The sequence below is a fragment of the Methanosarcina flavescens genome, assembly GCF_001304615.2.
Taxonomy (GTDB): domain Archaea; phylum Halobacteriota; class Methanosarcinia; order Methanosarcinales; family Methanosarcinaceae; genus Methanosarcina; species Methanosarcina flavescens.
The window spans coordinates 2,771,702-2,793,545 of sequence record NZ_CP032683.1 but is presented as its reverse complement, the minus strand read 5'-3'; the positions used below and the strand labels follow the sequence as shown (position 1 = coordinate 2,793,545).

Sequence of the window (21,844 nt, the reverse complement as noted above, 5' to 3'; positions counted from 1 at the left end):
TTCAATAAATGCTTACGCCTTTGACCGAGGGTAACTCAAGGATTTTGTCCACGAGTTCTCCAGGTACTTTCTTGTCGGTAATTATTGTAAGTCTTGGGTTATCAGTTAGGTAGGGATCATCCGAGACCGCCTGTCGGATGCTTACATTGCTCCTTGAAATCAGACCTGCAACTTCTGCAAGGATACCAACGTGAGATGCATCTTCGGGAATAATAATGATCACTCCCAGACCAAGAGAAGGGGCTACGTCTCTGAGGAAAGGGATGGAATGTACATTTTTAAAAATCGTGCTTAGAAGTTCGTCTGAAATAATGGTCTTTGTAGTTGCGTCAACCACCCGCCGGTCAACACCTGCCTCCTTTGCAAGCTGGGTATGTGCTATCTCAATGCTTCCGGAAGTGACCTTTCCTTCTTCGTTTACCTGAAATCCTCGTTCAAAAAGCAATTTAAGCACTTTTGCCTGCGCAGGATATTTTTCAAATTTTTTGAGTAATGTCTGCCACATACAGACAAAGTTTAAACCTGGTTCCCTGATATATAGTTTCTTATTGCATTCAATTATCAAAACCGCTGTACTGCAAGCATTGCGCCGCAACCCTTTTACGAAAAGGCTTGACCGAAACCGTTGCGCCAGTTTATCACGCCGCCACGCCGGTTTTCGATCAAACTTTTTTCCAAAAAGTTTGTGATAATACCTTTTCTCAAGGGTTTTCGCTCAAGCCTTTTTTAAAAAGGCTTGTGATAATTCGAATATTTTGACGTTAACTACCGCTTGCGTTAATTTGATGTACCAGCAGGACACGACTCTCTATATGGAAGCATCCAGCGCAGGCAGTAAGCAGGAGTCCGGAAAAACTGACTATCAGCTCCTTCTTATTGCTGGTCTCAAGAAAGAAATAGAAATGGCTCATAAACTTGACCCTGAGCAGCTTGCAGCTGAAATCAGGAGAATCGGTTTCTATTGCCAGCTTTGTGGAAAATGCTGTCGACGAGCTTTCGGGGATAACAGGGTAGCGGTAATTCCTTCCGAGATCGAGAGAATTCGGGAGTATACAGGTCTGTCAAAATTGGAGGTTGCGGGACCATTTATGCCTGAAGCTCCTATCCGGAATGAAAACCAGGAAGATGAAGAAAACCACCCCGAGCCTTCTTTCAGGCAGTTAGAGGAAAATGAAGAGCAACTCTCTCCTGAATCCCTCGAGTCTCTTCAGGAGTGTATTGATTCTGAGGGCAGAATTCATGCTTTTGGATGGATACTCAGGCGAAAGAAAAATGGGGATTGTATTTTTCTCGAGAAAGATACACACAGGTGCCGGATATATCCGGTGCGCCCCATGCTCTGCAGCACTTACCCCTTTTATATTGAAGGATTGAGATTGCATACTTGCGAATGTGAGGGGCTCGGGTATCCGATCTCGATCGAGGACAGCCGAAAACTGGCAGAAGATCTCCTCATGAGGTATATTTCGGAACTTAGGGACACCCTTGCCATGTATGAAAAGTTTGTGGATTTCAGGAGGGATAAAAAGGGGCTTGAGATTGCAAAAACGAGCCTGGAGAACCGCACATGTACCTGTATAGTTCACGACAGCCTGGGAAGCACTGAAATTATTTGTTAACACTGGGACTAATAGAAACTCAGGATTCGTAGGCTAAGCATATCTATTTTTAAAGAACTTCGCCTTTTTATGAGCTTGAAAGACTTTTGATTTTTACTAGCGTACACCATCAATTAAATTTATTTATTAGAAAGAGCCAGTTATTCCCCATGGCCGGGATATCTGATAATGAAAATCGTCCGATGACCGTTTCAGAAAAGATCTTTTCGAAGGCCTCCGGAAGTCCCGTAAAGGCCGGAGATTTCGTGCTGGCAAATATAGACCTGGCAATGACGCACGACATTACAGGTCCGCTGGCAGTCAAAGGCTTTTACGAGATAATGAAGGACAGAGAAGAGAAAAAAGTCTGGGACCCGACGAGAATAGTGATCGTATTTGACCACCAGGTTCCTGCGGATTCTATCAACGCCACAGCAAACCATATTATGCTTCGGGAATTTGCTGAGGAACAGGGCATTTTAAATTATGATGTATACGAAGGAGTTTGCCATCAGGTTCTTCCTGAGAAAGGGCATGTGCTGCCAGGAGATCTAATAGTTGGCTCGGACTCGCATACGTGTGCGTATGGCGCACTAGGGGCGTTTTCTACAGGTATAGGATCTACTGATATGGCAGCGGTCTTTGCTACTGGCAAGCTCTGGTTTAAGGTACCTGAAACTTTCCGCTTTGAAGTTGAAGGCAGCCTGCCAGAAAGGGTATACTCAAAAGACCTTATTCTTCACCTAATAGGTGATGTAGGAGTAGAAGGAGTCAGGTATATGGCTGCTGAGTTTGGAGGCTCAACAATTCGTTCTCTTTCCATTCCTGAACGCATGACCATGTCCAATATGGCAATCGAGATGGGAGGAAAGGCAGGAATTATCGAAGCAGATGAAGTGACTGCAGACTACCTCAAAGAGAGAATCCTGTACTATGAATTTGACCCATACTGGAAATCCGATGAGGGCGCAGAATATGTAGGAGTTAGACACTATGATATATCGGACCTTGAGCCCCAGGTTGCCTGCCCTCACAATGTGGATAACGTGAAACCCGTAACCGAAGTTGAAGGTACAAAACTTGACCAGATCTTTGTAGGTTCCTGCACGAATGGCAGGTTCGAGGATATCAAAATCATGGCTGATATTATGGGCGATGAGCCAGTGGCAAAGGGTGTTCGCCTGCTTGTTGTCCCCGCATCACGGACCGAGTATATAAAACTCCTGAAAGCCGGGTATATAGAAAAACTTATGAATGCAGGTGCAATCGTAGAATCCCCCTGCTGCGGACCCTGTATGGGTGGCTCTTTTGGCTTGCTTGGGGCTGGAGAAGTTGGTCTTGCAACCTCGAATCGCAACTTCAAAGGCAGAGAAGGAAGTCCCGAATCTTTTGTGTATTTATCTTCCCCTGCAACTGCAGGAGCGTCAGCCCTTACCGGAGAAATTACTGATCCAAGGAAGGTTTGAAAAATCTCCTGTTTTTACTTTTTTGATATTTTCTGGCTTCTGATTTTTTGAATATTTGTCTATGTTTAATTAAACAGGTGTTAGAATGACGGATACCGATTTATCAATCTTGAACAGAGTATATGAAATCATCCTGGATCGAAAACAGAATTATGACGAGCGCTCATATGTCTGCAAGCTCCTGAATCACCGTAAAGGAATGAATAAGATTCTTGAGAAAGTAGGAGAAGAATCAATTGAAACTATTCTTGCAGTCAGGAACGAAGACCATGACGAGATTGTTTCAGAAAGTTCGGACCTGATCTTTCATCTTCTTATACTGCTTGCTGCAAATAACATTACCCTAGATGAAATTGCAGCCGAACTTAGTGCCAGGCATGAAAGCATGAAAAGGGATTGAAGATTTGGAGGTTTTTACCTCCCGGTTTGAGCATGCAGATAATCCTGTTTGAGCAGCAGGATAATCCATAACCTAAAAATAATTTAGGAATTCCAGGTTTTTCGGCTGCTTCAGAGAGCTCTTATGAAAGCTTTCAGGAAGCCGCAAAAAATTCTGCTTCTCAATACACTGCCAGCTCGTTCAGAACATCGGTTTTCGACAGCGTGCCTTTGGGTACGCCGTTAATGGTTACGATAAGCCTTCCAACATTATACTTATGGAAGAGTTTTACCACATCGTAGAGTTGCATATCTCCATCAACTGTGATGAGTTCCTTTGTCATAATATCTTTGACTTTTGCGTTCGGTTTTCCCTGGGAAATAGCATGGGCAATGTCAGTATAAGTAACAATTCCCACTATCTTTCCTTTGTCTTCTACAGGAGCGCCGTGAACGTTGTTCCTGATGAAAAGCCGGGTTGCTTCCTGGATACTTGCATTCAGGTTCACAAGCAAAGGAGGATATTTCATATAGTGTTTGACATGTTTTTTAGGGAGAGAGACCATTTCAGTAATATTGAAAAGAATAGAATTGTTAGTATCATCCCTTCCTATGACTTCTCCACGAATTATCAGACGGTTTACAGGCGTGGGACCCACCTGAATTTTATCGTCCATAACGAAGTCTTTTGTGTTTCCTATTACGCGGATGACTCCATTGCATGCATCAGGGTTCCTGACAGTCGTAAAACTAATCTCTGCAGCCGTAGCCCCATTAACTAACACATTGTTTCTATAGATGGGAACTATTGATTCGTTTTTCAATTGCTGTATCCGTAATGCGTCGTACGCTGCTCCTGTGGGTTTGTATCCTCCCTTTGGTCCGGGCACTCCTTCCACAAGCCCCAGAGCTTTTAATAACTGCATCTGATTGCGGATAGTTCCAGGATTACGCTGGATGACCTCGGCTATTTCTTCCCCTTTGATTGCCCGGTCCTTTTGCCGCTGAAGGTTGATTAATGATATAATAATATCTTTTTGAATCGGAGTCAGTTCCATACTACCACCATTAATTTCATATACTTTTATAAGGATGATGTATAAAATCTATACATCAATAATGTAAGTTAACGCAGATATTTACATAATTAATGATTATAAATCAATTACACATTACTATTACAAATATAAAAAGAGTCCGGTTCTGCTTTGAATATCCACCTGGTTCTACGCTTTATATAGAAGTTATCACCAGGATTTGTAATTACAAATATAAAATCTGAAAATAAATCCCCTCTCAGGAGATCGCCTTCAGGAATCTCTGCGAGACTTTTACTTGCGCGTTTATTTTGTTAAAACTTTTCATCCATAATAATGTTTATATGCTTAGGAGAGCCCCCAGAGGGTTAGAACATGATGATCTTTGAGAAAATACATACAGTTCCCACTTCCGGTGAGTTAATTAATAAAGCCTTCAAGCGGTCAGCACGAGCTATGTCCGGGAAAACTATTGATAGCAGGGAGAGCCGGTTCAGGGCAAATGAATCCATGCTGCTAACCGCTGCAAACATTCTCACGGATAACCTTGCGAATATAGTCAGGAGGTTCCCAAGTTTTGAACGCTTACCCAGATTCTATTATGAGCTTACGGACATACTGGTAGGTGTGGAAAAGCTCAAGATGTCTCTCGCATCTGTGGACTGGGCAAGCAGGAAGATCCATGAGGTTGCAAGGAGTTATGTTGGGAAAATTCGGACTTCGGAGGTTCCTGAGCCTGTCCGGAAAGAGGCTTTCGGAAGGCTTGCCTCAATTATCAAGTCCATCAACAAGGATCTTCTTTTCCTCAACGAAGCCAGAAATATTTTGAGGAAGCTTCCTGACGTCCAGGACGAACCCACAATCGTAATTGCTGGCTATCCGAATGTTGGGAAGTCAAGTTTCGTTTCGAAAATTACAGGTGCAAGCCCAGAAGTAGCTCCCTATCCTTTCACAACAAAAGGAGTAACAATTGGGCACTTTACGCGCGATGGAGTGCGTTACCAGGTTATGGATACTCCGGGTCTGCTTGACCGCCCGATGTCCGAAAGAAACGATATTGAAAGGCAGGCAATTACCGCAATTCATTACCTTGATGCGGTAGTACTGTTCATGATTGACCCCAGTGAAAGCTGCGGATACGAAATCGAGGAACAGAAACGCCTGCTTGCCGAAATTCGAAAGAACTTCAAGCTTCCCATGCTTGTGGTTGCAAATAAGGCCGACAGACCTGAGTTCCAGAAACTTGATGAAGTAGAATTTAATATTTCCACGGTTACCGGGGAAGGGATCGGAGAAGTCATGGACAGACTTCTGGAGATGATTGAAGAAAAGCGCCTATCCTCTCCTTCCAAAGAGCCTGATACTGAGCCTGCAGTCTGATGCCCGAGTCCCATCTCGAGAGACGGTCGGATCTTTTAAACTTTTTGCGTGATTTTTCATCTTAAATTATTCCAAATTGCATGAGGAGGGCGACGGAAATAAGTATAAAACCGGTTGTCAGTCTGATTTCTACTCTCCATCTTTCCCTGAATTCTGTTACTTTGTTCGGGCTGAGTCCGAAGGCAAGGAGGAGGCCCAGGGCAATTACAGGAAGCAGAAGCCCCAGATTATAAATACCCATGTATAATGTTCCCCTTACAATGTCGGTTTTTGTTGCCAGGATACTCAGGAGTGAGAGGAAAATAGCTCCTACGCAGGGGGCTTTAACCAAAGAAAACATGCTTCCGGAGAGGAAGGACAGTAGCAGAAGATTGTTTTTGTCCATTTTTGCCATGAACTTTTTCAGTGGTTCGGGAGTCCTGAAAGTAGATTTTGCATGCTTTTTCAGCCAGTAGGCATCAAAAATATGCCAGAAGCCGAGCAGGGCAATGAGCAGAATTGAAGCTTCTATAAAACTTCCCTGGATTTCAGGCAGGAAATTAACAATACTGAGTATGCCCAATCCTGCGAGCATATACATTGTAAAGATCCCTACCGAAAACCCCAGTGTGATTTCGAGCATTTCTCTTCTTCTTCCATGCTGGGCAAGGGTGACTGAGGCAAGAAAAGCCATTACCGCGAGTAGACAGGGGTTAAAGCCTGCCAGAACGCCTGCTGTCAGGAGCAAGAAAGGGCTGATCCTCTCTATATTATTACTTTTCCCTTCCCGACTTCCTGTAAGGAGAAGCATAAGGTCCTGGGGAATAAGTAAAGGAAATACCTGGGCTTCGGTCAGAAAAACTCCTGTCTGGCTTTGGTATGTTCCGTAAAAGGAGCCCGTTAGCCAGCTCTCAGACATGAGGGCTGAGCCGGAAGCAGGGCTCAGCAATAAAAGAATACAGGTAAGAGCAAAAATTCCTTTATTTAAAGGTAGCAGACGCATGGGTTTCTTTTTCATATGTTTTTCCAGGATTATTCTATGAAGATATTCTAAATTTCCGAGATCAACGGATAAATGATCTTTTCTGAGATCCCGATTTCTGCCTGTTGACAGGTTCTTTCTTGTGAGCAGAAAAAATTCGTGTTCGGATCATTTATCCATTTTTAACTTTCCTGTTTTTTATAATGAAAAAAAGTTATGTATTGATAACAATTATCTCTTTCTATTTTGTTAATTAATGTAATGGATTTAGCTTCAGTTATGTATCTGTATATAAGTTTTATATAGGTCTCATAAATTTTGTAGAGAACCACCTGAGCTGGTTGAGAATAAGCATAAATTTATACTTTTCCAATAAACTTAGTAATCTAGTAACTTCAAGCTAAATTGACTGAAGTATCGCTATGAAAAACAGTACAGTCTGGATAAAGTAATTCTATTTAGGTAAAACAGTAGTCGGGATATAGGCAAAGAAAGCTTGCAGAGATGGCTTAAGTGATTAGTAACGCAAGCAAAAAAATTCATCGTGATAGGATTTCTCCTGATAACTGTCTTACTTATTTATATAACCGTTTTACTTATTTATATATCTCTTCCCATAATCATTCCTCATAAGAGCTATGAATCCCCTGAGATAATCCTTGTTTCCATAGAAATTAATAAATTAATGTGCTAACAGATGCTTAAAAAAAATAGATAGCAGAAGAATATTTGACAAAAAATCCTAATCTGAGAAATATATTTCTCAGAATATTTTCTCAGAGTGTTATTCTTTAGATAATTTTCTCAGAGTACTTTTTCCATGATGCTCAGCGCCCTTTCGATATCTTTCATCGATGCCGCATAAGAAATTCTTATGTACCCATCTCCTTCGCTTCCGAAGGCTGTACCGGGCACAATAATAATGCCGTTTGATATCATTTTCGAAGCAACCTCTGTGGAATTCGAAACTTTCGGGAAGGCATAGAAAGCACCTCTTGGAAGGGCACATTCCATCCCGAGCTCGTTCAGGCCTTTTACAAGCACGTCCCTGCGCTTTCTGAACTCCTCACGCATGGCATTGACAGAATCTTTGGGCCCTGTCACGGCGGCGTAAGCGGCTTTCTGAGAAATTGAGTTAGCGCAGGCCTGTATGTACTGGTGCACCTTCAGCATCTGGCCAATGTAATCTTTTCTGGCTGCCACATACCCGAGTCTCCAGCCAGTCATGGCATAGCTCTTTGAGGTAGCGTTTACCGTAATCACATTATCCGAGTAGCTGGCAGGGCTTACGTGCTCTCCTTCATAAATAAAGTACTCATAAACCTCGTCAGAAATAATGGTTATATTGTGGTCATTAGCAATTTCAGCAAGGGCTCTTATATCTGCCCTGCTTGCAACTGCGCCTGTAGGATTTGAAGGGGAATTCAGGACAATGGCTCTCGTTTTCGGGGTAATTTTCTCAAGCACAGTCTCAGGCTTCATAGTGAGGTCTTCGGCAAGCGGTACACTTACAGCTTTGCCGTTAAGGATCTCGGTCAGTGCATTATAAGAAACAAAGCCGGGATTTGAAATGAGGACCTCATCCCCGGGATTTAGAAGAGCTGCAAGGGCAATTGTAAGCGCCTCGGATGCTCCCGAAGTTACAATAATTTCTTCCGGGGAAACAGAAAACCCGTTTTCCTCCCTGAACTTGGAACTCAGGGCTTCTCTTAACTCCGGGATTCCAGTGCCTGCAGTATAACCCGTAAAGCCCTCGTTTATGGCTTTTATTGCGGCAGCTTTGATATGCCCCGGAGTATCAAAATCCGGCTGTCCAAGCCCAAGGTTAATTGCATCCGACCCTGCAGCTTCGAAAATCTTTCTAATCCCAGACGTGTCAATCCTGGTGACGTTTTCAGAAAATTTTATTTCCTTCAAATTGAGCCCTCCTGAATCCCTGCAAATAACTGTTCTGAATATACCCACTGTCTTCCGGCAATTTATGGACCTTCTTTATTCGATGTTTGTGTGCCTTGACTTAAGTTCGGCTTCCGATGCACCTGTAAGCGTTATCAGCTGCGCGATTATAGAATCAAGGAAAATTAGCGAGGTAATCTCGAAAGATGTGCCCAGAGGAGGCATGTTTTTGTAGTCCCCACGTATATTTCTTTCAAGGTAGCCGCCTGCATCAAGGTCGTTTTTGGTTTTGCTCGGAAGGATCATAGCAATATCCGAGATTCTACCAAGTGTAGATTCCTTTTTAGAAGTTACCGTTATAAGGGTCGAACCAATATCTTTTACTATTTTTCCGAGGTCTGCTATAGAGCGGGTCTCCCCTGACCCTGAGATAGCAATTACAACATCCTGTGGCTTAACAGCAGGAGTTGTGGTTTCACCGACTACATACACGCTGAATCCAAGGTGCATAAGCCTCATTGCAAAAGCCTTGGCAACAAGCCCTGACCTTCCGGCTCCCATCAAAAAGATTTTTTCGCCTTCTAGAATTTTCTGGATCATCGCCTTTATGGCTTCTCTATCAAGTACATTAATTACCTCATTGAGGGTTTCTGCAATCATTCTCATTGATAATAATACATCTTCGCAGTCGTTTACCTGAGCTTTTTCCATATGAGTTACTTTTTCCATATGAGTTCTCCAAAAAACATTGGGTTAAATACCTAATTCACTATAATAATCAATTGATTAAAGTTTTATCTACCTGACTGCATCAATAATTGAAAGCCTGCGTCAAAAATTACATTTATTCTGTAACGCTTTCTCAAAAGCCTGCTCCACTCCCTTTAAGTTTATGATGAAGATTTCAGGGCAGGTTTTTGGAAACTTTCCTTTTACCCTGCCGCAGCACCAGCGCAGGTTTTTATCTGCTTGTTTGTGGTTCGGTCTTGTAATTAATAGCTTTCAGCTCCCAATTTTCAATATTGTTTTTAAATTCATGATAAAGTCTCTGTATATCGCAGTCATTCCCATTCCAGTAAAAGTCCTTACGTGCATCTCCTTTCTGGAGTTCTTCAAGTATAAATTTTGATAAGTGGAAAAGAGCTTTCTTATTGGAGAAAGGAATACTATAGTTTACGCGATAACCGCCGGCTGTTTTTCCATAGGACACGAGTGTGTACCCTTTACTCTCATATTCCGTGATCTCATCAAAGTTGCAGATTATCTCAAACTCATGAACCGTAGACTGATCGATTTTTGAGATTCCTATGAGTATCTGCGCTATAATGTAATCAGGAACCTTCCGTCCAAACCATACTGCGATTTTCCCATAAGTACAGGTTACATTGACGTCATTCCTGCCCATCTCAAAGGAGCCGAGGGACTGGGGAGGGAAGATTATAGCTTCCACGTCTTGGGTCTTCTGGGCACACATTGCTTCCACTTCGTTTATTTACTTGCAGAGACAAGTGCACTGATGAGGTTCCGATCTTTCTTAAGGGTCTTTAGCTGGTTTGCAGGTCCTATTACTGTAAGTCGTTTATTGCTCTGTTTTTTGAAAATTTTTCCCAGCAGCGAACCCTCAGAGTTTGCAGGATAACTTTGCATTTCAATACCTGAAAACACATCAGGCTGGATTGCTGACATTGTCACTTCTATAAGCTTTGCTTCCTCCATAGGGTTCAGACCCTTCTCAAGCACCAGTATTTTACCTTTCCTTACCTCATCGATTATATATCGAACTTTTTCCATTGAAGCCATCTGAGAAATTCGGGCTTCGGATATTAAATCAAGCTGAATTCCCTGCATATAGATCACCCGAACTGTTTTGCCAGAGCTTCATAAAACGAATCCATTCCAATTCCTTCAAGTGCTGAGACTGGCACCATGGGGTGCTGGGGAAAGGCTTCCTTTATGACGGCCGGGTCGGCTTCAGGAAGGTCTACTTTGTTTGCCACAATAAGAAGTGGAAGGTTCCTGGCTTCCATATTTCCTATTACCGTTACGTTTACCTGGGTATAGGGATTTTCGGTGGAATCCATGACCAGTATGACACCATCGAGGTCATCCAGCCATTTGACAGCTTCGATTACCCCTTCTGTTGCTTCTTTGGATCGCTTCTTGGACTCGGAATCACTCATTCCCTGCTCCATGAAGTCGTGGAAATCGATTTTTGTAGCAAGCCCGGGCGTATCTACGATATCAAGGTTGATGGTATGCCCGTTGGCCTCGATACTTACTCCATTTCTTCGTTTGGCATGCCTGGTCTCATGGGCGATATGAGAAACAGAACCCATTGTTTCTTCGCCTCCTACCCAGTCCTTGAGGATCCGGTTGCTAAGGGTTGTCTTGCCGGCATTGGGGGGACCGTAGATTCCTATACATGCTCCTTTTTTCTTGAAGAGCTTACTGAATATTTTTGAAAAGCTTACCTTAAATCGTTTTATCATATTCATAGCTTCCCTCCTTTGGGAAAAGCACAGCACCTAAGGATTTCTCGGATTGCTTTCCTGTATGGGTTGGTAATTATAGTAAATTTTTGATTTATTGATCCATGCATATAAGTAATTTCCATTTGTTTGTAGTGAGGGGATCAGAGGAATTGAAGATATTCCTTTCCCTTTCCGGCACATCCGGGTATAAACAGGAAGTTTCGGATCCTTTCTACGGTAAAATAGAAAGTGCCTCCGTGGAAATAACACCAGAATATAAATAAATTGCTTTTATTGCCTGATTCCCTCACCACGATGATAAAAGCTTTTTATTCTGGATAAAAAGCTTTTTATTCAGAAGACATTATTTCTCCCGAAATTCTTTTATTTGTATTAAATTTTTATATGTGCACTGATGTTCTGCACATTCCTTTATATTTTTTCCTATTTTTATTCATTCAACCTTAAAAATATAAATCATTTTATCAGGATATATTCTGGTATCCATCTGATTTAATATTGAATACAGCTTTTACAGCTCAGTTTTCTTCTAGATATTTCAAGATATCTTTTAAAAATTAAGATTATTTTTATAAATTGCAGTATATCTTTTGTATATCTCAGGGCATTGAAAGGTAAACCTATTTCTCGAGTTTAAGATCTTAGCTATATATCTAATTTTTTTATTACTTCAGGCATATTTTACTTAAAAAGCAGCAATACCTTTACCTTTCAGGTGCGGAGCATTTCTGATTACTCAGGTAGGGTTTTGCTCATCTGTTCAAGATTTGGCTTTCATCAGTGCAAGGTAGTAATCAATAATTTTTAAGCGCCCTTACGGCGACCTTTCTGGTTAAATCTGCTAAATTAGAAATCAGGAATATTTATTCATAATGGAATATTTATTCATAATTTTATAGCACTTCCAGGTAAAAATTAGAAGCACTTTTTCTATATACGCCGTTCAACTTAATTATTTATATTTGTGGATTCCCGCTTTCTCGATGAATCACTGTTGAATCCTGCGTTTGGGCAGCATATCAGGTTCTATGAAGAAATACAGCAAAAAATATTAAAGAACAACGCATTCTGGGCTTGATGACACTTCAAGGGAACGCCTGCGCATCAGGGGCAGGAACCATAATAAATGCCATAGCAACCTGGAAGGGCGCTGCATTCGGAATTGACTTAATGACCTTTGCAGAAGTCGAACTTTCAGAAGGTGAGAGCGGAATCTCAGGTTTTATCGAGGAGATGCCTGAAGGAGATACCCGCCTTATTGAGCAGTGTGTCGAAATGACCCTGGAGCGGTTTGGGCTTGAGCTGGGAGGTACAGTAAAGACAAGAAGTGAGATTCCCCTGGCGGGCGGGCTCAAGAGCAGCAGTGCCGCAGCAAATGCCTCAGTCCTTGCAACCCTTCGTGCAGTGGGGGAGACTTTACCGCCTCTTGAGATAGTAAAACTGGGGGTGGAGGCTGCAAAAAAAGTAGGGGTTACTATAACAGGCGCCTTTGATGATGCGTGTGCTTCTTTTTTTGGAGGGATTGTGGTTACCGATAACCGTAAAATGGAACTTCTCAGGCGTGAGGAGTTTAATTCAAAAGTCATGATATTTGCGCCTGCCAGGAAAGCTTTCAGTGCGGATACGGATGTAAATCGCTCAAGACTTATAGCCCCGTGCGTGGAAATTGCTTACGAACTTGCTCTAAAAGGTGACTATGAACGAGCCATGACGCTCAATGGTTTCCTCTATTGCGGGGCTCTTGGTTTTGGCACGGAACATATGCTTCGAGCGCTTGAGCTCGGGGTAAAAGGAGTAAGCCTATCCGGAACAGGCCCCTCATATGCGGCACTTGTCCGAGCCGAACAGGTAAAAGAACTGAGATCAGCCTGGGAAAGCTGTGGGGTAGAAGGTAAGGTTATAGAAACCTCTATAAATAACAGGGATGCAATGTCTTTATAAAGCGAGGGGTTCACTTGAGCGAACTTGAGGCTGTCCGCAAAGAAATTGAAGAAATTGATAGGGAAATTCTTGCCCTTATTAATAGAAGAGTAAACCTGGCTGAGAAGGTACTTGAATCAAAAAGAATAAATGGGACTTCGATAAATGACCACAGACAAAATGAGGTTGTAATCAACAGAGCTTTAAATACCGCAACCGAACTCAATCTTGATCTGGGATCCATAAAGGCTATTTTTGAAATCCTTATCAGGATGAGTATTGAACGCCAGAACGAGTTGAGTGGCAAGGGAAGCCTGCCCTGACTGCCAAGGAGAAAGAAAAATGGTTGATATCTCAATAATCATGGGTTCCGAATCCGACAGGTCTGTCGCCAATCGTGCGGTAGCCGTACTGGAAAAAAGCAAATACACATATGAAGTAATGGTTATTTCCGCTCACAGGAACCCTGACGAACTTGACAGCTACATCTCAAGCACAGATGCAAAGGTCTTTATTACAATTGCAGGTTTATCGGCAGCCCTTCCAGGAGTCGTGGCTTCCAAAACGAAAAAACCTGTAGTAGGAGTTCCTGTAAGTGCGAAACTTGGAGGGCTTGATGCCCTGCTTTCCATTGCCCAGATGCCTCCAGGTGTGCCTGTCGGAAGTGTAGGAATCGATAACGGGGCAAACGGCGCACATCTTGCCCTGAGAATTCTAGACTTGATAGATACCGTAAAGCCCTAAGAATCCTGTTAACTAAGAATCCTGTTAAAAGCCTTCACTCCAAGTTTAAAAACACATAGTCTACTTGCTATGTGGATTTTGCCCCGAAAATCTCTTTTTTAAACTGTATTATTATTTGCGAAAGGCATTGATAAATTTAAAGTAAAAACAAATCCTGAAAAACAATAGTTCATAATCAAAACCTCATATTAAAAAACAGTAGTCTAAATTCCGTATTAGGAATTAAAAAAGGATAATTAGAAAACAAGTATTAGAAAACAAGTATTAGAAAACAAAAAACTGGTGAATTATATTGGGGATAGGCATCTGAGTATTGGGAGTGTGGGGAGTTGGGGGAAAAAAATATTGGCTGAGGTTTAAAACAGAATAAGATTTTTCTCAGATGCCTCACATATAAATATGTATTATATTATATAAAAATAGGGATATACTGCTATTTATATCAAGTTTTTTGCAGTATCCCAATTTTTTAAAGATTCCTTTAAACGGAAATTTATATTGACAGTTTAGATTAAGTCTCGAGAAGCCATTGGGCAGAGGCTTTAAAAATAGTACAAATAATGGCTCTGTAGAAATCCTTAATTTAATCCATAATAATTGTATTACTTTTTTGTTTATATTATAGACTATTAGTTTAACTTTTACTTCTTTTACTTGATTTCTAACCTTTCTTGCTCTTAATGTTTCTCCAAATTTTCTTTTTACAACAGATATTATTGTCTCTACTATATTCCTTCTATTGTATTTGATCTTATCAAAGTCTTTGTTTAATTGTTTTCTATATTTTCCGTTTATTCTCTTTCTTTTTCTTTCTCTCAAAGGTACTATTGAATCTGCTTTTATCTCTTCTCTTATTAGAGTATGAATTTCTTCGGAATCATATCCTTTATCCATCACATAACATTGAGACTTTCTTGACTTGTTTGATTGTCTTATCAGAGTCTTTGCATGCTTGACATCATGATCTGTTTTTTGGCTAATTTTCCATCCTAATATTACTTTTTTAATAGTGTCTACTGATATTGAAGTTTTAAGGAAGCTCCTTCGGAGCTTCCCTGTTCTCTTAGAATAATAATGACTTGCATAAGAACTCGTAAATCCTGTTGCATCAATTGCCGTAATGAGAACTTTTTCTCCATGTGAGTAAAATAGTTTTAGAGTTTTTGACAAAATTAGGTTAAACAATGAAGAGGGAATTCTGGACACAAACTTTTGAAGAGTAGTGTAATGAGGAACCTTATCAAGGTCAAGTTTTTTCTTTATACTGTTCATGAGGTCAACAAGTTCTACAAAGTCACGGTAGTCTGTACTTATATACTCCTTCAATAAAACAAGAACAAGAAGCTGATGTTGAGTATAAACACGTTTGGAATATTTGCAGGAGTAAAGGTTCAGTCTGGAAGACTGAACCGTTTTAAGACTGAGATCAATAAATTTAATATACTTATTTGATGACAATAGCAATTGCTCCTTTGTTTTTTGTGTGGACAAAAAAATTAAGGAGCATTTTTACAATTTTATTTTTATAATTTTTGGGTAAAAACAGAATTTAGAGGATTTCTACAAGCCCAAATAATAAACTTAAAAGCACATGCAAATATCAGACATTAAGAATAAAAAGAGGGAAAATTTTACTCAATTTTTGTCAACAAGTTTTGCTTCCAGGATCTTTAAGGAACCAGTGTCGCCTTGCCATTCAACCTCACTTTTCACAATCTCAATGCGTTTTTTAAAGAAGGGAGCATCAAGTACAACAGTCTCGTACTCTCCACCTTCACCGGCCATGTGAACCATGTACCTTTTGTTCAGGGCTTTCAGATGTTCAATAGAGTTTACGTTTATAGGGCGACCCAGCCAGGATTTATCAAGACCGTCAGCTGCAACCCTGACAATTCGAATATCAAGCACTTTAGACATTTCGGTGAGCAATTCTTCAGGGTCCCTGTGCCAGAGAGGGGCATAGACCTTAAGTCCCAGGGAGTCGCAGATTTTCTGCACTCTGCCTGCCTGGTACTGGGATTCAATCGCGCCTACGGATACACCATCTACATCCACTTTCTTGAGGGCAAGGGTCAGGTCATCAAGCTCGAGCTCCTTTATTCCACTTGACTCTTGCTGAACCAGTGGGATCCCACAGGCGGCAGAGATTAATTCTACCATATGGAGGTTTATTGAGTGGTACATGTAGGAATCGTCCCTTGCGGGAATTATATTTATCAGGTGGGTGACTTCATGCCCTTCCTGGAGGGCTTTATATATGGCAAAAATTGAGTCCTTGCCACCGGAAACCAGTGCTGCGAGTTTCATCTGCATCCCTTTTTTGTTTTACTTTTTTTTCCTTATTTCGGGAAGTTATAATGCGTGATAATTATAATATTTTATATACTTTTTGAATTTTCATCATTCTGTCTTTGATACTCACAATTTCAGCATTCTTTCTCAAGTTTTCCGAAATTAGCTTCATAACGGGTCTCCATTTCTTCCCATGTGGGGAGACCTGTCTGGCAGCCCCGGGTCTGTACAGCAAAGGAGGCTACAGTCGACCCAATTTTTCCACATGTGGAAAGTGAGTATCCCCTGGTGAGAGCCAGTAGGAAACCGGCCCTGTAGGCATCTCCCGCACCTGTGGGATCCACAGCTCTGACAGGAATCACAGGTATTACAAGTTCTTCTTCACCTGTATAGATCCTGCTGCCTTCGGCATCATATGTCACCACGATAATATTAATAGTGGACTTAAGCTCAGAGAAACTTTTTCCAGTTATCTCTGAGACCCGCTTGATTTCGTGCCGGTTAGCAAAAAGGATATCAGTATGGGCAAGTATAAGCTCAAGATTTTCTTTCGAATAAGTAACAAGATCCTGCCCAGGATCAAAGGAGACGAAGCCGGCAATCTGTGCGATTTTCGCATTGTAGACGGAGTCTGCGGTTGCAAGGTGGACAAAATCTACAGGTTCGGGCTCCAAATCTTTGAATTTTGAGGAGGCTCCCCAGTAAAAATAGGTTGCCTGGTTGTCTTCCCTGTCCGTGAAAATAAATGCCTTGGAGATTTTCTGATCCTCAAGTCTGTAAAGCCTGGAGAGGTCAACACGAGCCTCTGTAAGGAGTTTTTCATATCCTGAGCTTTCAAAATCCATCCCTACAGGAGAAATTAGCTGGCTTTTTCCCCCAAGCCTTGCAATGGCAACTGCAATATTGGCAGCTCCTCCTCCAGGATACTCTTCGTAGTCAGTAACAGGGGACGACTCATTTTTTCCTGCGATTTTTTCAACATTTACTATGTAATCAAGGGCAGTATGCCCTACAATAGAAATTACTCTGTCCATGTAGTGTCCTCTTTTCTTATGGGCTGTGAAAATACCCAGAGTCTTTGTGCTGGATATGATTTAAAAAATCAAGCCTGCCGGAATGATAAAACTTAATTTTGCTGGCTTCAATTAAATGATAAGTACTCATTTGTACTCATTTCTTACCAGAAGTCTCTTCTCAACCGTAAATCTATTCAAGCCAGTAATGGAAAAACCAGGGGCATAACTAACCGCAGCATAATATTTCTCATCTCCTGACAGGTTCCGGAAAAACTGTTTATTTGCCTGTTTTGCTCTTCTGCTGCTGTTCACCCTTCTCGGTTGATCTTTCAAATTCAGTCACTTCAACAACTGTCAACGGAATGTCCCTGAGGGATTTCCCTATAACAGATTTTGCAATCCTTTCCGCATGTTCGGCAGACTCGGCATCAAAAACCTTCATCTCAAAAATAAGACCTACAAGAGCTGTGTTCGCTGCTATGAAAACACTGCTGAAAGGCTCGCCGCACACCGGGCAGGATGTAGTTCCTACGTCAACCTCTACAAAATCCAGTTTAGGGTTCAGGCGTTTTCCAGCCTCAGAAATCGCAACCCCTATAGCATCATCAGCCGTCTTTACATCTCTAACCAACCAAGCTGCTTCAAGTACCACATGAAAGTTCTTCATTCTCGTCCACCATACTTATTTATACAAATTTTTCGGGAAGATTTCCAGATAAGTTAAAGATTCTTACAGAATTTAAGGAAATAGAATAAAGTATATAAATTGTTTCTGCTTCAAATATAATATACTATACTTTCTCCCTGGTATCAGGGTTCAGTTATTTTTTGACTTCTTTCTCCTTTTTATGCTCATTTAACCATTTATATAGTAAAGAGTGTTTCATCGTCGACTGCAAAAACCCCGAGTTTTGCTCCCGCATCAAGCCAGGCATGACCATAACTGAAAGAAGCGAGGGCGTTTACAGGGTCTTTATTCTCCAGAAAATACACCCCATCTTTATAATAGGCTTCCGCCATCGTATAATAATCCTTTGCAACAGCATACATATGGGAGGCCGGTATTGGGGAATATTTTGCTTTCTGAAGTGCCCTTTTTAACATATCTTCGTACCTTTTGACTTTTTCATCCAGATCGGCAGGCATTCTGATCACCGCGAGATTTGCTAGAATATTAATTTACGCAATATTATTATTTGCGTAGTGTTGTCCTCCTTACTCCGCTTCTTTCATGAATCCAATAGGGCCTCCTGCAAGTTTAACAAGTGCTTCAGCCTCAAGAAAGTGCAGCTTTCCAGGAATTACAAGAATGTGAAGGGGTTTTCCAAAATCGAAATCTTTTAAGTTTTCCGCATAGTCCGCTTTTACGATAGGTTTTTCCGAGCCCGCCCTGGCTATTCCTACTGCTGCAGCTCTGTGCATAACCCCTTCTCCTCTTTTTTCCTCAACCTCCAGGAGAAGCTCAAGTGCGGTGTTTACAGTCATATAACCTTTCTCCTGGTCTATATCCAGAAAGACTAAGGTGTGCAGGCCAAGTTCTGAGTTTTGCTTTATAATGTCATAAGGAGTTTCCGAGATTACTCTTGTGCCTCTCCTGCTCTCATAGGGATGAGGAATGCTTGCGGATTTCCCAAAGCGATAGTTCTGCAACCCCGTGAGCCCTGAGACAGCCGAGGCAATTGAAGCCCCGTGAATCAGGCGGGTTTCTATTCCCAGCTTTTCAGCTCTCAGGCGTAAATCTACATGGGTTGTAGAAACCATTGTATCTCCGCCTGTCAGGAAACAAAGCTTCCTGTCTCTTGCCTCGTTGAGCCAATCAGGATGCTGTTCTACATCCTCTCTTGAAAGCAGAAAAACTTTTTTTCCATAGAGCTTCTCCATTCTTTCAAGGCTTGTACCCATAAGACAGGATGTGTAAAACTCTGCATAAACGAGGTCAGCTTCCCTGATAGCCTCAAGTCCCTTTAAAGAAATGTCATATTCGTCAAAAAGGCCCAGACCTATAAATGTAAGCATAGCCCACTTTAGGAGTCCTCTTTGTTTAAAGCTTTTTGTTCGGAGTGATCGGCGATAAAAAGTCTTTATTTCCTATGTTTACGGGTACGGTTAACTTATTTATATTTGGAAATTAATACTACAATGGGTTTATAACTGCAGTTTTTAAAGGGGTTTTATCATGGTTAAAGTTACACTTATTCATGCTAGCTGGTGTACTGCCTGCCCGGCAACTCGTAGATTCTGGAAAGATTTGGAATCCGAATACAACTTTGAATACGAGGAAATAGATGTGGAAACTCCGAAGGGCCAGGCATTGATTGATAAATATGGTATAATTGGGGTTCCTACGACTATTATTGATGGGGAGGTAGCTTTTACGGGCCTTCCGAAAAAAGCCGAAGCGATTGCTCGTATTAGCTGAATTTTATCCTTAAAATGCACATTTTTTGAGACATTCTTCTTAATTTGGAGGAAGTATGTACGACCTAATAATTGTAGGAGGGGGTCCTGCAGGGCTCACAGCCGGCATTTATGCCACACGTTCCGGACTTAACACTGTGATTCTTGAAAGAAGCGAGATCAGCGGTCAGATCGCGCTTGCAGATATAGTGGAAAATTACCCTGGCTTTCCGTCGATTTCAGGGCTTGAACTGATGGAAAAATATAAAAACCATGCTCAGGAAGCAGGGGTAGAAACAAAAATAACTGAAGTCCTTTCTGTTCGCACAGAGGGGGATAAGAAAATAGTCTCCACAGACAGCGGAGACCTCGAATCAAGGGCTGTTATAATTGCCACAGGCGCAAATCCCAAGCATCTGAATGTGCCCGGGGAAAAAGAATTTATTAGTAAAGGAGTATCCTATTGCGCCATATGTGACGGGCCTTTTTTCAAGAATAAAACGGTTGTAGTAGTCGGAGGTGGCAATTCAGCAGTTACGGATGCCCTTTTCCTTTCAAAGATTGCCCTGAAAGTTTATCTTATTCACAGAAGAGACCGGTTGAGAGCTGCAAAAGTCCTTCAGGACAGGGCTTTTGCAACTCCGAATATTGAGTTCATTTTCAATAGTCATATCCTTGAGATAATAGGTAGCAGCGGAGAAATTCGAAGAGTCGAAAAAATAATAATTAAGAATATCAAAAGTGGAGAGCAGCGTGAGCTGGCTACAGACGGTGTTTTTATTTACGTAGGCATTCACCCTAACACTGATATCATTGATGTGGATAAGGATGAGAAAGGCTTTATCAAGACGGACCGTTCCCTTGAGACTTCACAGAAGGGAATTTATGCTGCGGGGGACTGCCGAGACACACCTATCTGGCAGCTTGTGGCAGCTGTTAGAGATGGGGCACTCGCAGCCACTGCTGCAAGTGCGTACATAGAGAGCTTCAAAAAAGAGGTTACATAAAGAATTATCCGAATAAGGATCTTCCGACCGGAACTGTCTTAAAGTTTATTCTTAGTAAATTTTAAAAGACGGAACAGTAAACCTGTTCTGCCCCTTATTTTCCATTTTTCGCGCTACTGTTTTTTCCGGGCTTATTCCAGTATCTGATTGATTTTATTATAGAAATCTATTATCAGTCGTGTTGCTTCGCTGTCCATATTGAGCTGAAAAGTCCGGATTTGCTTCCCAAGTGGTTTTTCTATAACAATGCCTGATTCAATCAAAGGAGTAATAACCCTTGATACGCTGGAGTGAGACAGACCAGTTTCTTCAGCTATTCCCGAGAGGTAAGTTGATTCATTCTGGTGCTCGATCAAGTTTTTGAGAACTGTCATTTGTGCGGTTTTTCCGAAGATTTTTTCCATTGGGTCCATTGTTATCATCTCAGAGGTGGCTGTTCTCAGTAAGCGATTCTTATTTCCAATATTAACTTGCTATTTACAGTTATAAACTTATCTGCTTATTGGTTAAGCCGGCGATACATAAAAATTCTTCTGAATATTTGGGTAACTCTGCTTCCTTTAAACTGTATTAAGTTTGTATTAATATCTATTCCAAAGAATTTGAGAAATGTTTAATACCTAAGAAAATGTATAATGTATGGTGATGGAGGGTGATGAATTATAAAAATCTTGATCATGAAATTTTAAAATTGATTGAAGCGCAGCCCGAAATAACTGAAAGGGATATTGCCTCTTCTCTTTCAGTCTCGGAAGAATTGGTAAAAACTCGCATTGAGAGTTTTAAAGATACAAGGCAGAAAATCCTGATTATGGGTGAGGGGAGCAGTACTCCCAATATTAAGACTGCGCTTGAAGCTGAAAACTATAACGTTGTCAAGTTTTCTGGTGGCTTTTCAGCACTTGAAGCCGTGAAAACTGAGAGACCTGACCTTGTATTGCTGGATACCGGACTTGCCGACATTGATAGCTTTAAAATATGCAAGCAACTTAGAAGCAGTTCAAGGTACTGGTGGGTCCCGGTAATGGTGCTCAGTGAGAGAGGCGGAGTGAAAAATTGGGTTAAAGCTTTTGAATCGGGTGTAGATGACTATGTTACTACGCCTTTCAACCCTGTGGAACTTAGAGCCAGAGTGGGAATGGTATTAAGGCGTGCTCAGGTCTAACTCGAAAGCCAGCTTATAGCAGGAAAGAACTCTTTCTTTCGCAAGGGCATTGCAAGCGGAAAAATGGTTCTGAAAAAACAGATCTTTTAGGGCAC

Annotated in this window: 24 protein-coding genes and 1 pseudogene; 10 read left to right on the top strand and 15 right to left on the bottom strand. The window is 41.5% G+C overall.

Going from position 1 to position 21,844, the window contains the following annotated elements; translation table 11 throughout:
• Position 1 precedes the first annotated feature (1 nt).
• Entirely contained in the window at positions 2-505 is a 504-nt protein-coding gene (locus AOB57_RS12270) for an amino acid-binding protein (protein ID WP_054298010.1), read from the bottom strand.
• Positions 506-785: 280 nt separating this feature from the next.
• Between AOB57_RS12270 and AOB57_RS12265 the strand changes: the two genes are divergently transcribed.
• The 3 genes from AOB57_RS12265 (at position 786) to hisE (ending at position 3,464) form a co-directional block, all read left to right on the top strand.
• Positions 786-1,619, top strand: a complete 834-nt coding sequence (locus AOB57_RS12265; RefSeq protein ID WP_226999499.1) for a YkgJ family cysteine cluster protein — start codon at positions 786-788, stop codon at positions 1,617-1,619.
• A gap of 182 nt (positions 1,620-1,801) precedes the next feature.
• Complete coding sequence (locus AOB57_RS12260; RefSeq protein WP_054298012.1) at positions 1,802-3,064, top strand: 3-isopropylmalate dehydratase large subunit; 1,263 nt, start codon at positions 1,802-1,804, stop codon at positions 3,062-3,064.
• 85 nt (positions 3,065-3,149) lie between these two features.
• Entirely contained in the window at positions 3,150-3,464 is a 315-nt protein-coding gene (gene hisE, locus AOB57_RS12255) for a phosphoribosyl-ATP diphosphatase (protein ID WP_054298013.1), read from the top strand.
• A gap of 160 nt (positions 3,465-3,624) precedes the next feature.
• Here hisE and AOB57_RS12250 read toward each other — a convergent pair whose 3' ends face one another.
• Entirely contained in the window at positions 3,625-4,500 is an 876-nt protein-coding gene (locus tag AOB57_RS12250; protein WP_054298014.1) for a CBS domain-containing protein, read from the bottom strand.
• 354 nt (positions 4,501-4,854) lie between these two features.
• Here AOB57_RS12250 and AOB57_RS12245 point away from each other — a divergent pair, with 354 nt between their 5' ends.
• Positions 4,855-5,859 (top strand): NOG1 family protein, encoded by a 1,005-nt coding sequence (locus AOB57_RS12245; protein WP_054298015.1) that lies wholly within the window; start codon positions 4,855-4,857, stop codon positions 5,857-5,859.
• A 61-nt stretch (positions 5,860-5,920) separates the two neighbouring features.
• On the opposite strand, the gene AOB57_RS12240 is transcribed toward AOB57_RS12245, so the two are convergent.
• The 6 genes from AOB57_RS12240 to AOB57_RS12215 all read right to left on the bottom strand — a co-directional run bounded on the left by AOB57_RS12240 (position 5,921) and on the right by AOB57_RS12215 (position 11,211).
• Positions 5,921-6,856, bottom strand: coding sequence for a cytochrome c biogenesis CcdA family protein (locus tag AOB57_RS12240; protein ID WP_226999497.1), 936 nt, complete (start codon positions 6,854-6,856; stop codon positions 5,921-5,923).
• A gap of 768 nt (positions 6,857-7,624) precedes the next feature.
• Complete coding sequence (locus tag AOB57_RS12235) at positions 7,625-8,737, bottom strand: pyridoxal phosphate-dependent aminotransferase (RefSeq protein WP_054298016.1); 1,113 nt, start codon at positions 8,735-8,737, stop codon at positions 7,625-7,627.
• A 75-nt stretch (positions 8,738-8,812) separates the two neighbouring features.
• Positions 8,813-9,445: a 6-phospho-3-hexuloisomerase gene (gene hxlB / locus AOB57_RS12230; RefSeq protein ID WP_394339694.1), complete on the bottom strand. Its 633-nt coding sequence runs from the start codon at positions 9,443-9,445 to the stop codon at positions 8,813-8,815.
• 232 nt (positions 9,446-9,677) lie between these two features.
• Positions 9,678-10,190 carry a hypothetical protein gene (locus tag AOB57_RS12225; RefSeq protein WP_054298017.1) on the bottom strand — a complete coding sequence of 171 codons (513 nt, stop codon included), beginning with the start codon at positions 10,188-10,190 and terminating at the stop codon, positions 9,678-9,680.
• A gap of 14 nt (positions 10,191-10,204) precedes the next feature.
• Positions 10,205-10,564: a DUF2073 domain-containing protein gene (locus tag AOB57_RS12220; RefSeq protein WP_054298018.1), complete on the bottom strand. Its 360-nt coding sequence runs from the start codon at positions 10,562-10,564 to the stop codon at positions 10,205-10,207.
• 5 nt (positions 10,565-10,569) lie between these two features.
• Positions 10,570-11,211 (bottom strand): Era-like GTP-binding protein, encoded by a 642-nt coding sequence (locus AOB57_RS12215; RefSeq protein WP_054298019.1) that lies wholly within the window; start codon positions 11,209-11,211, stop codon positions 10,570-10,572.
• A gap of 1,074 nt (positions 11,212-12,285) precedes the next feature.
• Between AOB57_RS12215 and AOB57_RS12210 the strand changes: the two genes are divergently transcribed.
• The 3 genes from AOB57_RS12210 to AOB57_RS12200 are packed head-to-tail and all read left to right on the top strand — an operon-like array spanning position 12,286 to position 13,872.
• A complete protein-coding gene (locus AOB57_RS12210; RefSeq protein ID WP_054298020.1) occupies positions 12,286-13,149 on the top strand; it encodes a shikimate kinase in 864 nt (287 codons plus the stop codon).
• Between the two features lie 14 nt (positions 13,150-13,163).
• Complete coding sequence (locus tag AOB57_RS12205; protein ID WP_054298021.1) at positions 13,164-13,451, top strand: chorismate mutase; 288 nt, start codon at positions 13,164-13,166, stop codon at positions 13,449-13,451.
• 19 nt (positions 13,452-13,470) lie between these two features.
• Entirely contained in the window at positions 13,471-13,872 is a 402-nt protein-coding gene (locus AOB57_RS12200; RefSeq protein WP_054298022.1) for a 5-(carboxyamino)imidazole ribonucleotide mutase, read from the top strand.
• A gap of 564 nt (positions 13,873-14,436) precedes the next feature.
• On the opposite strand, the pseudogene AOB57_RS12195 reads toward AOB57_RS12200, so the two are convergent.
• The 6 genes and pseudogenes from AOB57_RS12195 to dph5 all read right to left on the bottom strand — a co-directional run.
• A pseudogene (locus AOB57_RS12195) lies at positions 14,437-15,330 on the bottom strand (IS5 family transposase); the annotation flags it as partial.
• Between the two features lie 177 nt (positions 15,331-15,507).
• A complete protein-coding gene (locus AOB57_RS12190; protein ID WP_054298122.1) occupies positions 15,508-16,179 on the bottom strand; it encodes a diphthine--ammonia ligase in 672 nt (223 codons plus the stop codon).
• A gap of 119 nt (positions 16,180-16,298) precedes the next feature.
• On the bottom strand, positions 16,299-17,198 hold the full coding sequence (locus AOB57_RS12185; protein ID WP_054298123.1) for a carbohydrate kinase family protein: 900 nt from the start codon (positions 17,196-17,198) through the stop codon (positions 16,299-16,301).
• Between the two features lie 259 nt (positions 17,199-17,457).
• Positions 17,458-17,847: a DUF555 domain-containing protein gene (locus AOB57_RS12180; protein ID WP_054298124.1), complete on the bottom strand. Its 390-nt coding sequence runs from the start codon at positions 17,845-17,847 to the stop codon at positions 17,458-17,460.
• Positions 17,848-18,044: 197 nt separating this feature from the next.
• Positions 18,045-18,326 carry a DUF357 domain-containing protein gene (locus tag AOB57_RS12175; RefSeq protein WP_054298125.1) on the bottom strand — a complete coding sequence of 94 codons (282 nt, stop codon included), beginning with the start codon at positions 18,324-18,326 and terminating at the stop codon, positions 18,045-18,047.
• Between the two features lie 69 nt (positions 18,327-18,395).
• Positions 18,396-19,196, bottom strand: a complete 801-nt coding sequence (dph5, locus tag AOB57_RS12170; RefSeq protein WP_054298126.1) for a diphthine synthase — start codon at positions 19,194-19,196, stop codon at positions 18,396-18,398.
• A 160-nt stretch (positions 19,197-19,356) separates the two neighbouring features.
• Between dph5 and AOB57_RS12165 the strand changes: the two genes are divergently transcribed.
• Positions 19,357-19,599, top strand: a complete 243-nt coding sequence (locus tag AOB57_RS12165; protein WP_054298127.1) for a glutaredoxin family protein — start codon at positions 19,357-19,359, stop codon at positions 19,597-19,599.
• Positions 19,600-19,654: 55 nt separating this feature from the next.
• Positions 19,655-20,584 (top strand): thioredoxin-disulfide reductase, encoded by a 930-nt coding sequence (trxB, locus tag AOB57_RS12160; RefSeq protein ID WP_054298128.1) that lies wholly within the window; start codon positions 19,655-19,657, stop codon positions 20,582-20,584.
• A gap of 131 nt (positions 20,585-20,715) precedes the next feature.
• Here the strand turns inward: trxB and AOB57_RS12155 are convergent, their stop codons facing one another.
• The gene (locus tag AOB57_RS12155) at positions 20,716-20,997 is read right to left on the bottom strand and encodes a MarR family transcriptional regulator (RefSeq protein WP_054298129.1); all 282 of its coding nucleotides are present in this window, start codon (positions 20,995-20,997) and stop codon (positions 20,716-20,718) included.
• Positions 20,998-21,239: 242 nt separating this feature from the next.
• Here AOB57_RS12155 and AOB57_RS12150 point away from each other — a divergent pair, with 242 nt between their 5' ends.
• The gene (locus AOB57_RS12150) at positions 21,240-21,749 is read left to right on the top strand and encodes a response regulator (protein ID WP_054298130.1); all 510 of its coding nucleotides are present in this window, start codon (positions 21,240-21,242) and stop codon (positions 21,747-21,749) included.
• Positions 21,750-21,844: the final 95 nt, after the last annotated feature.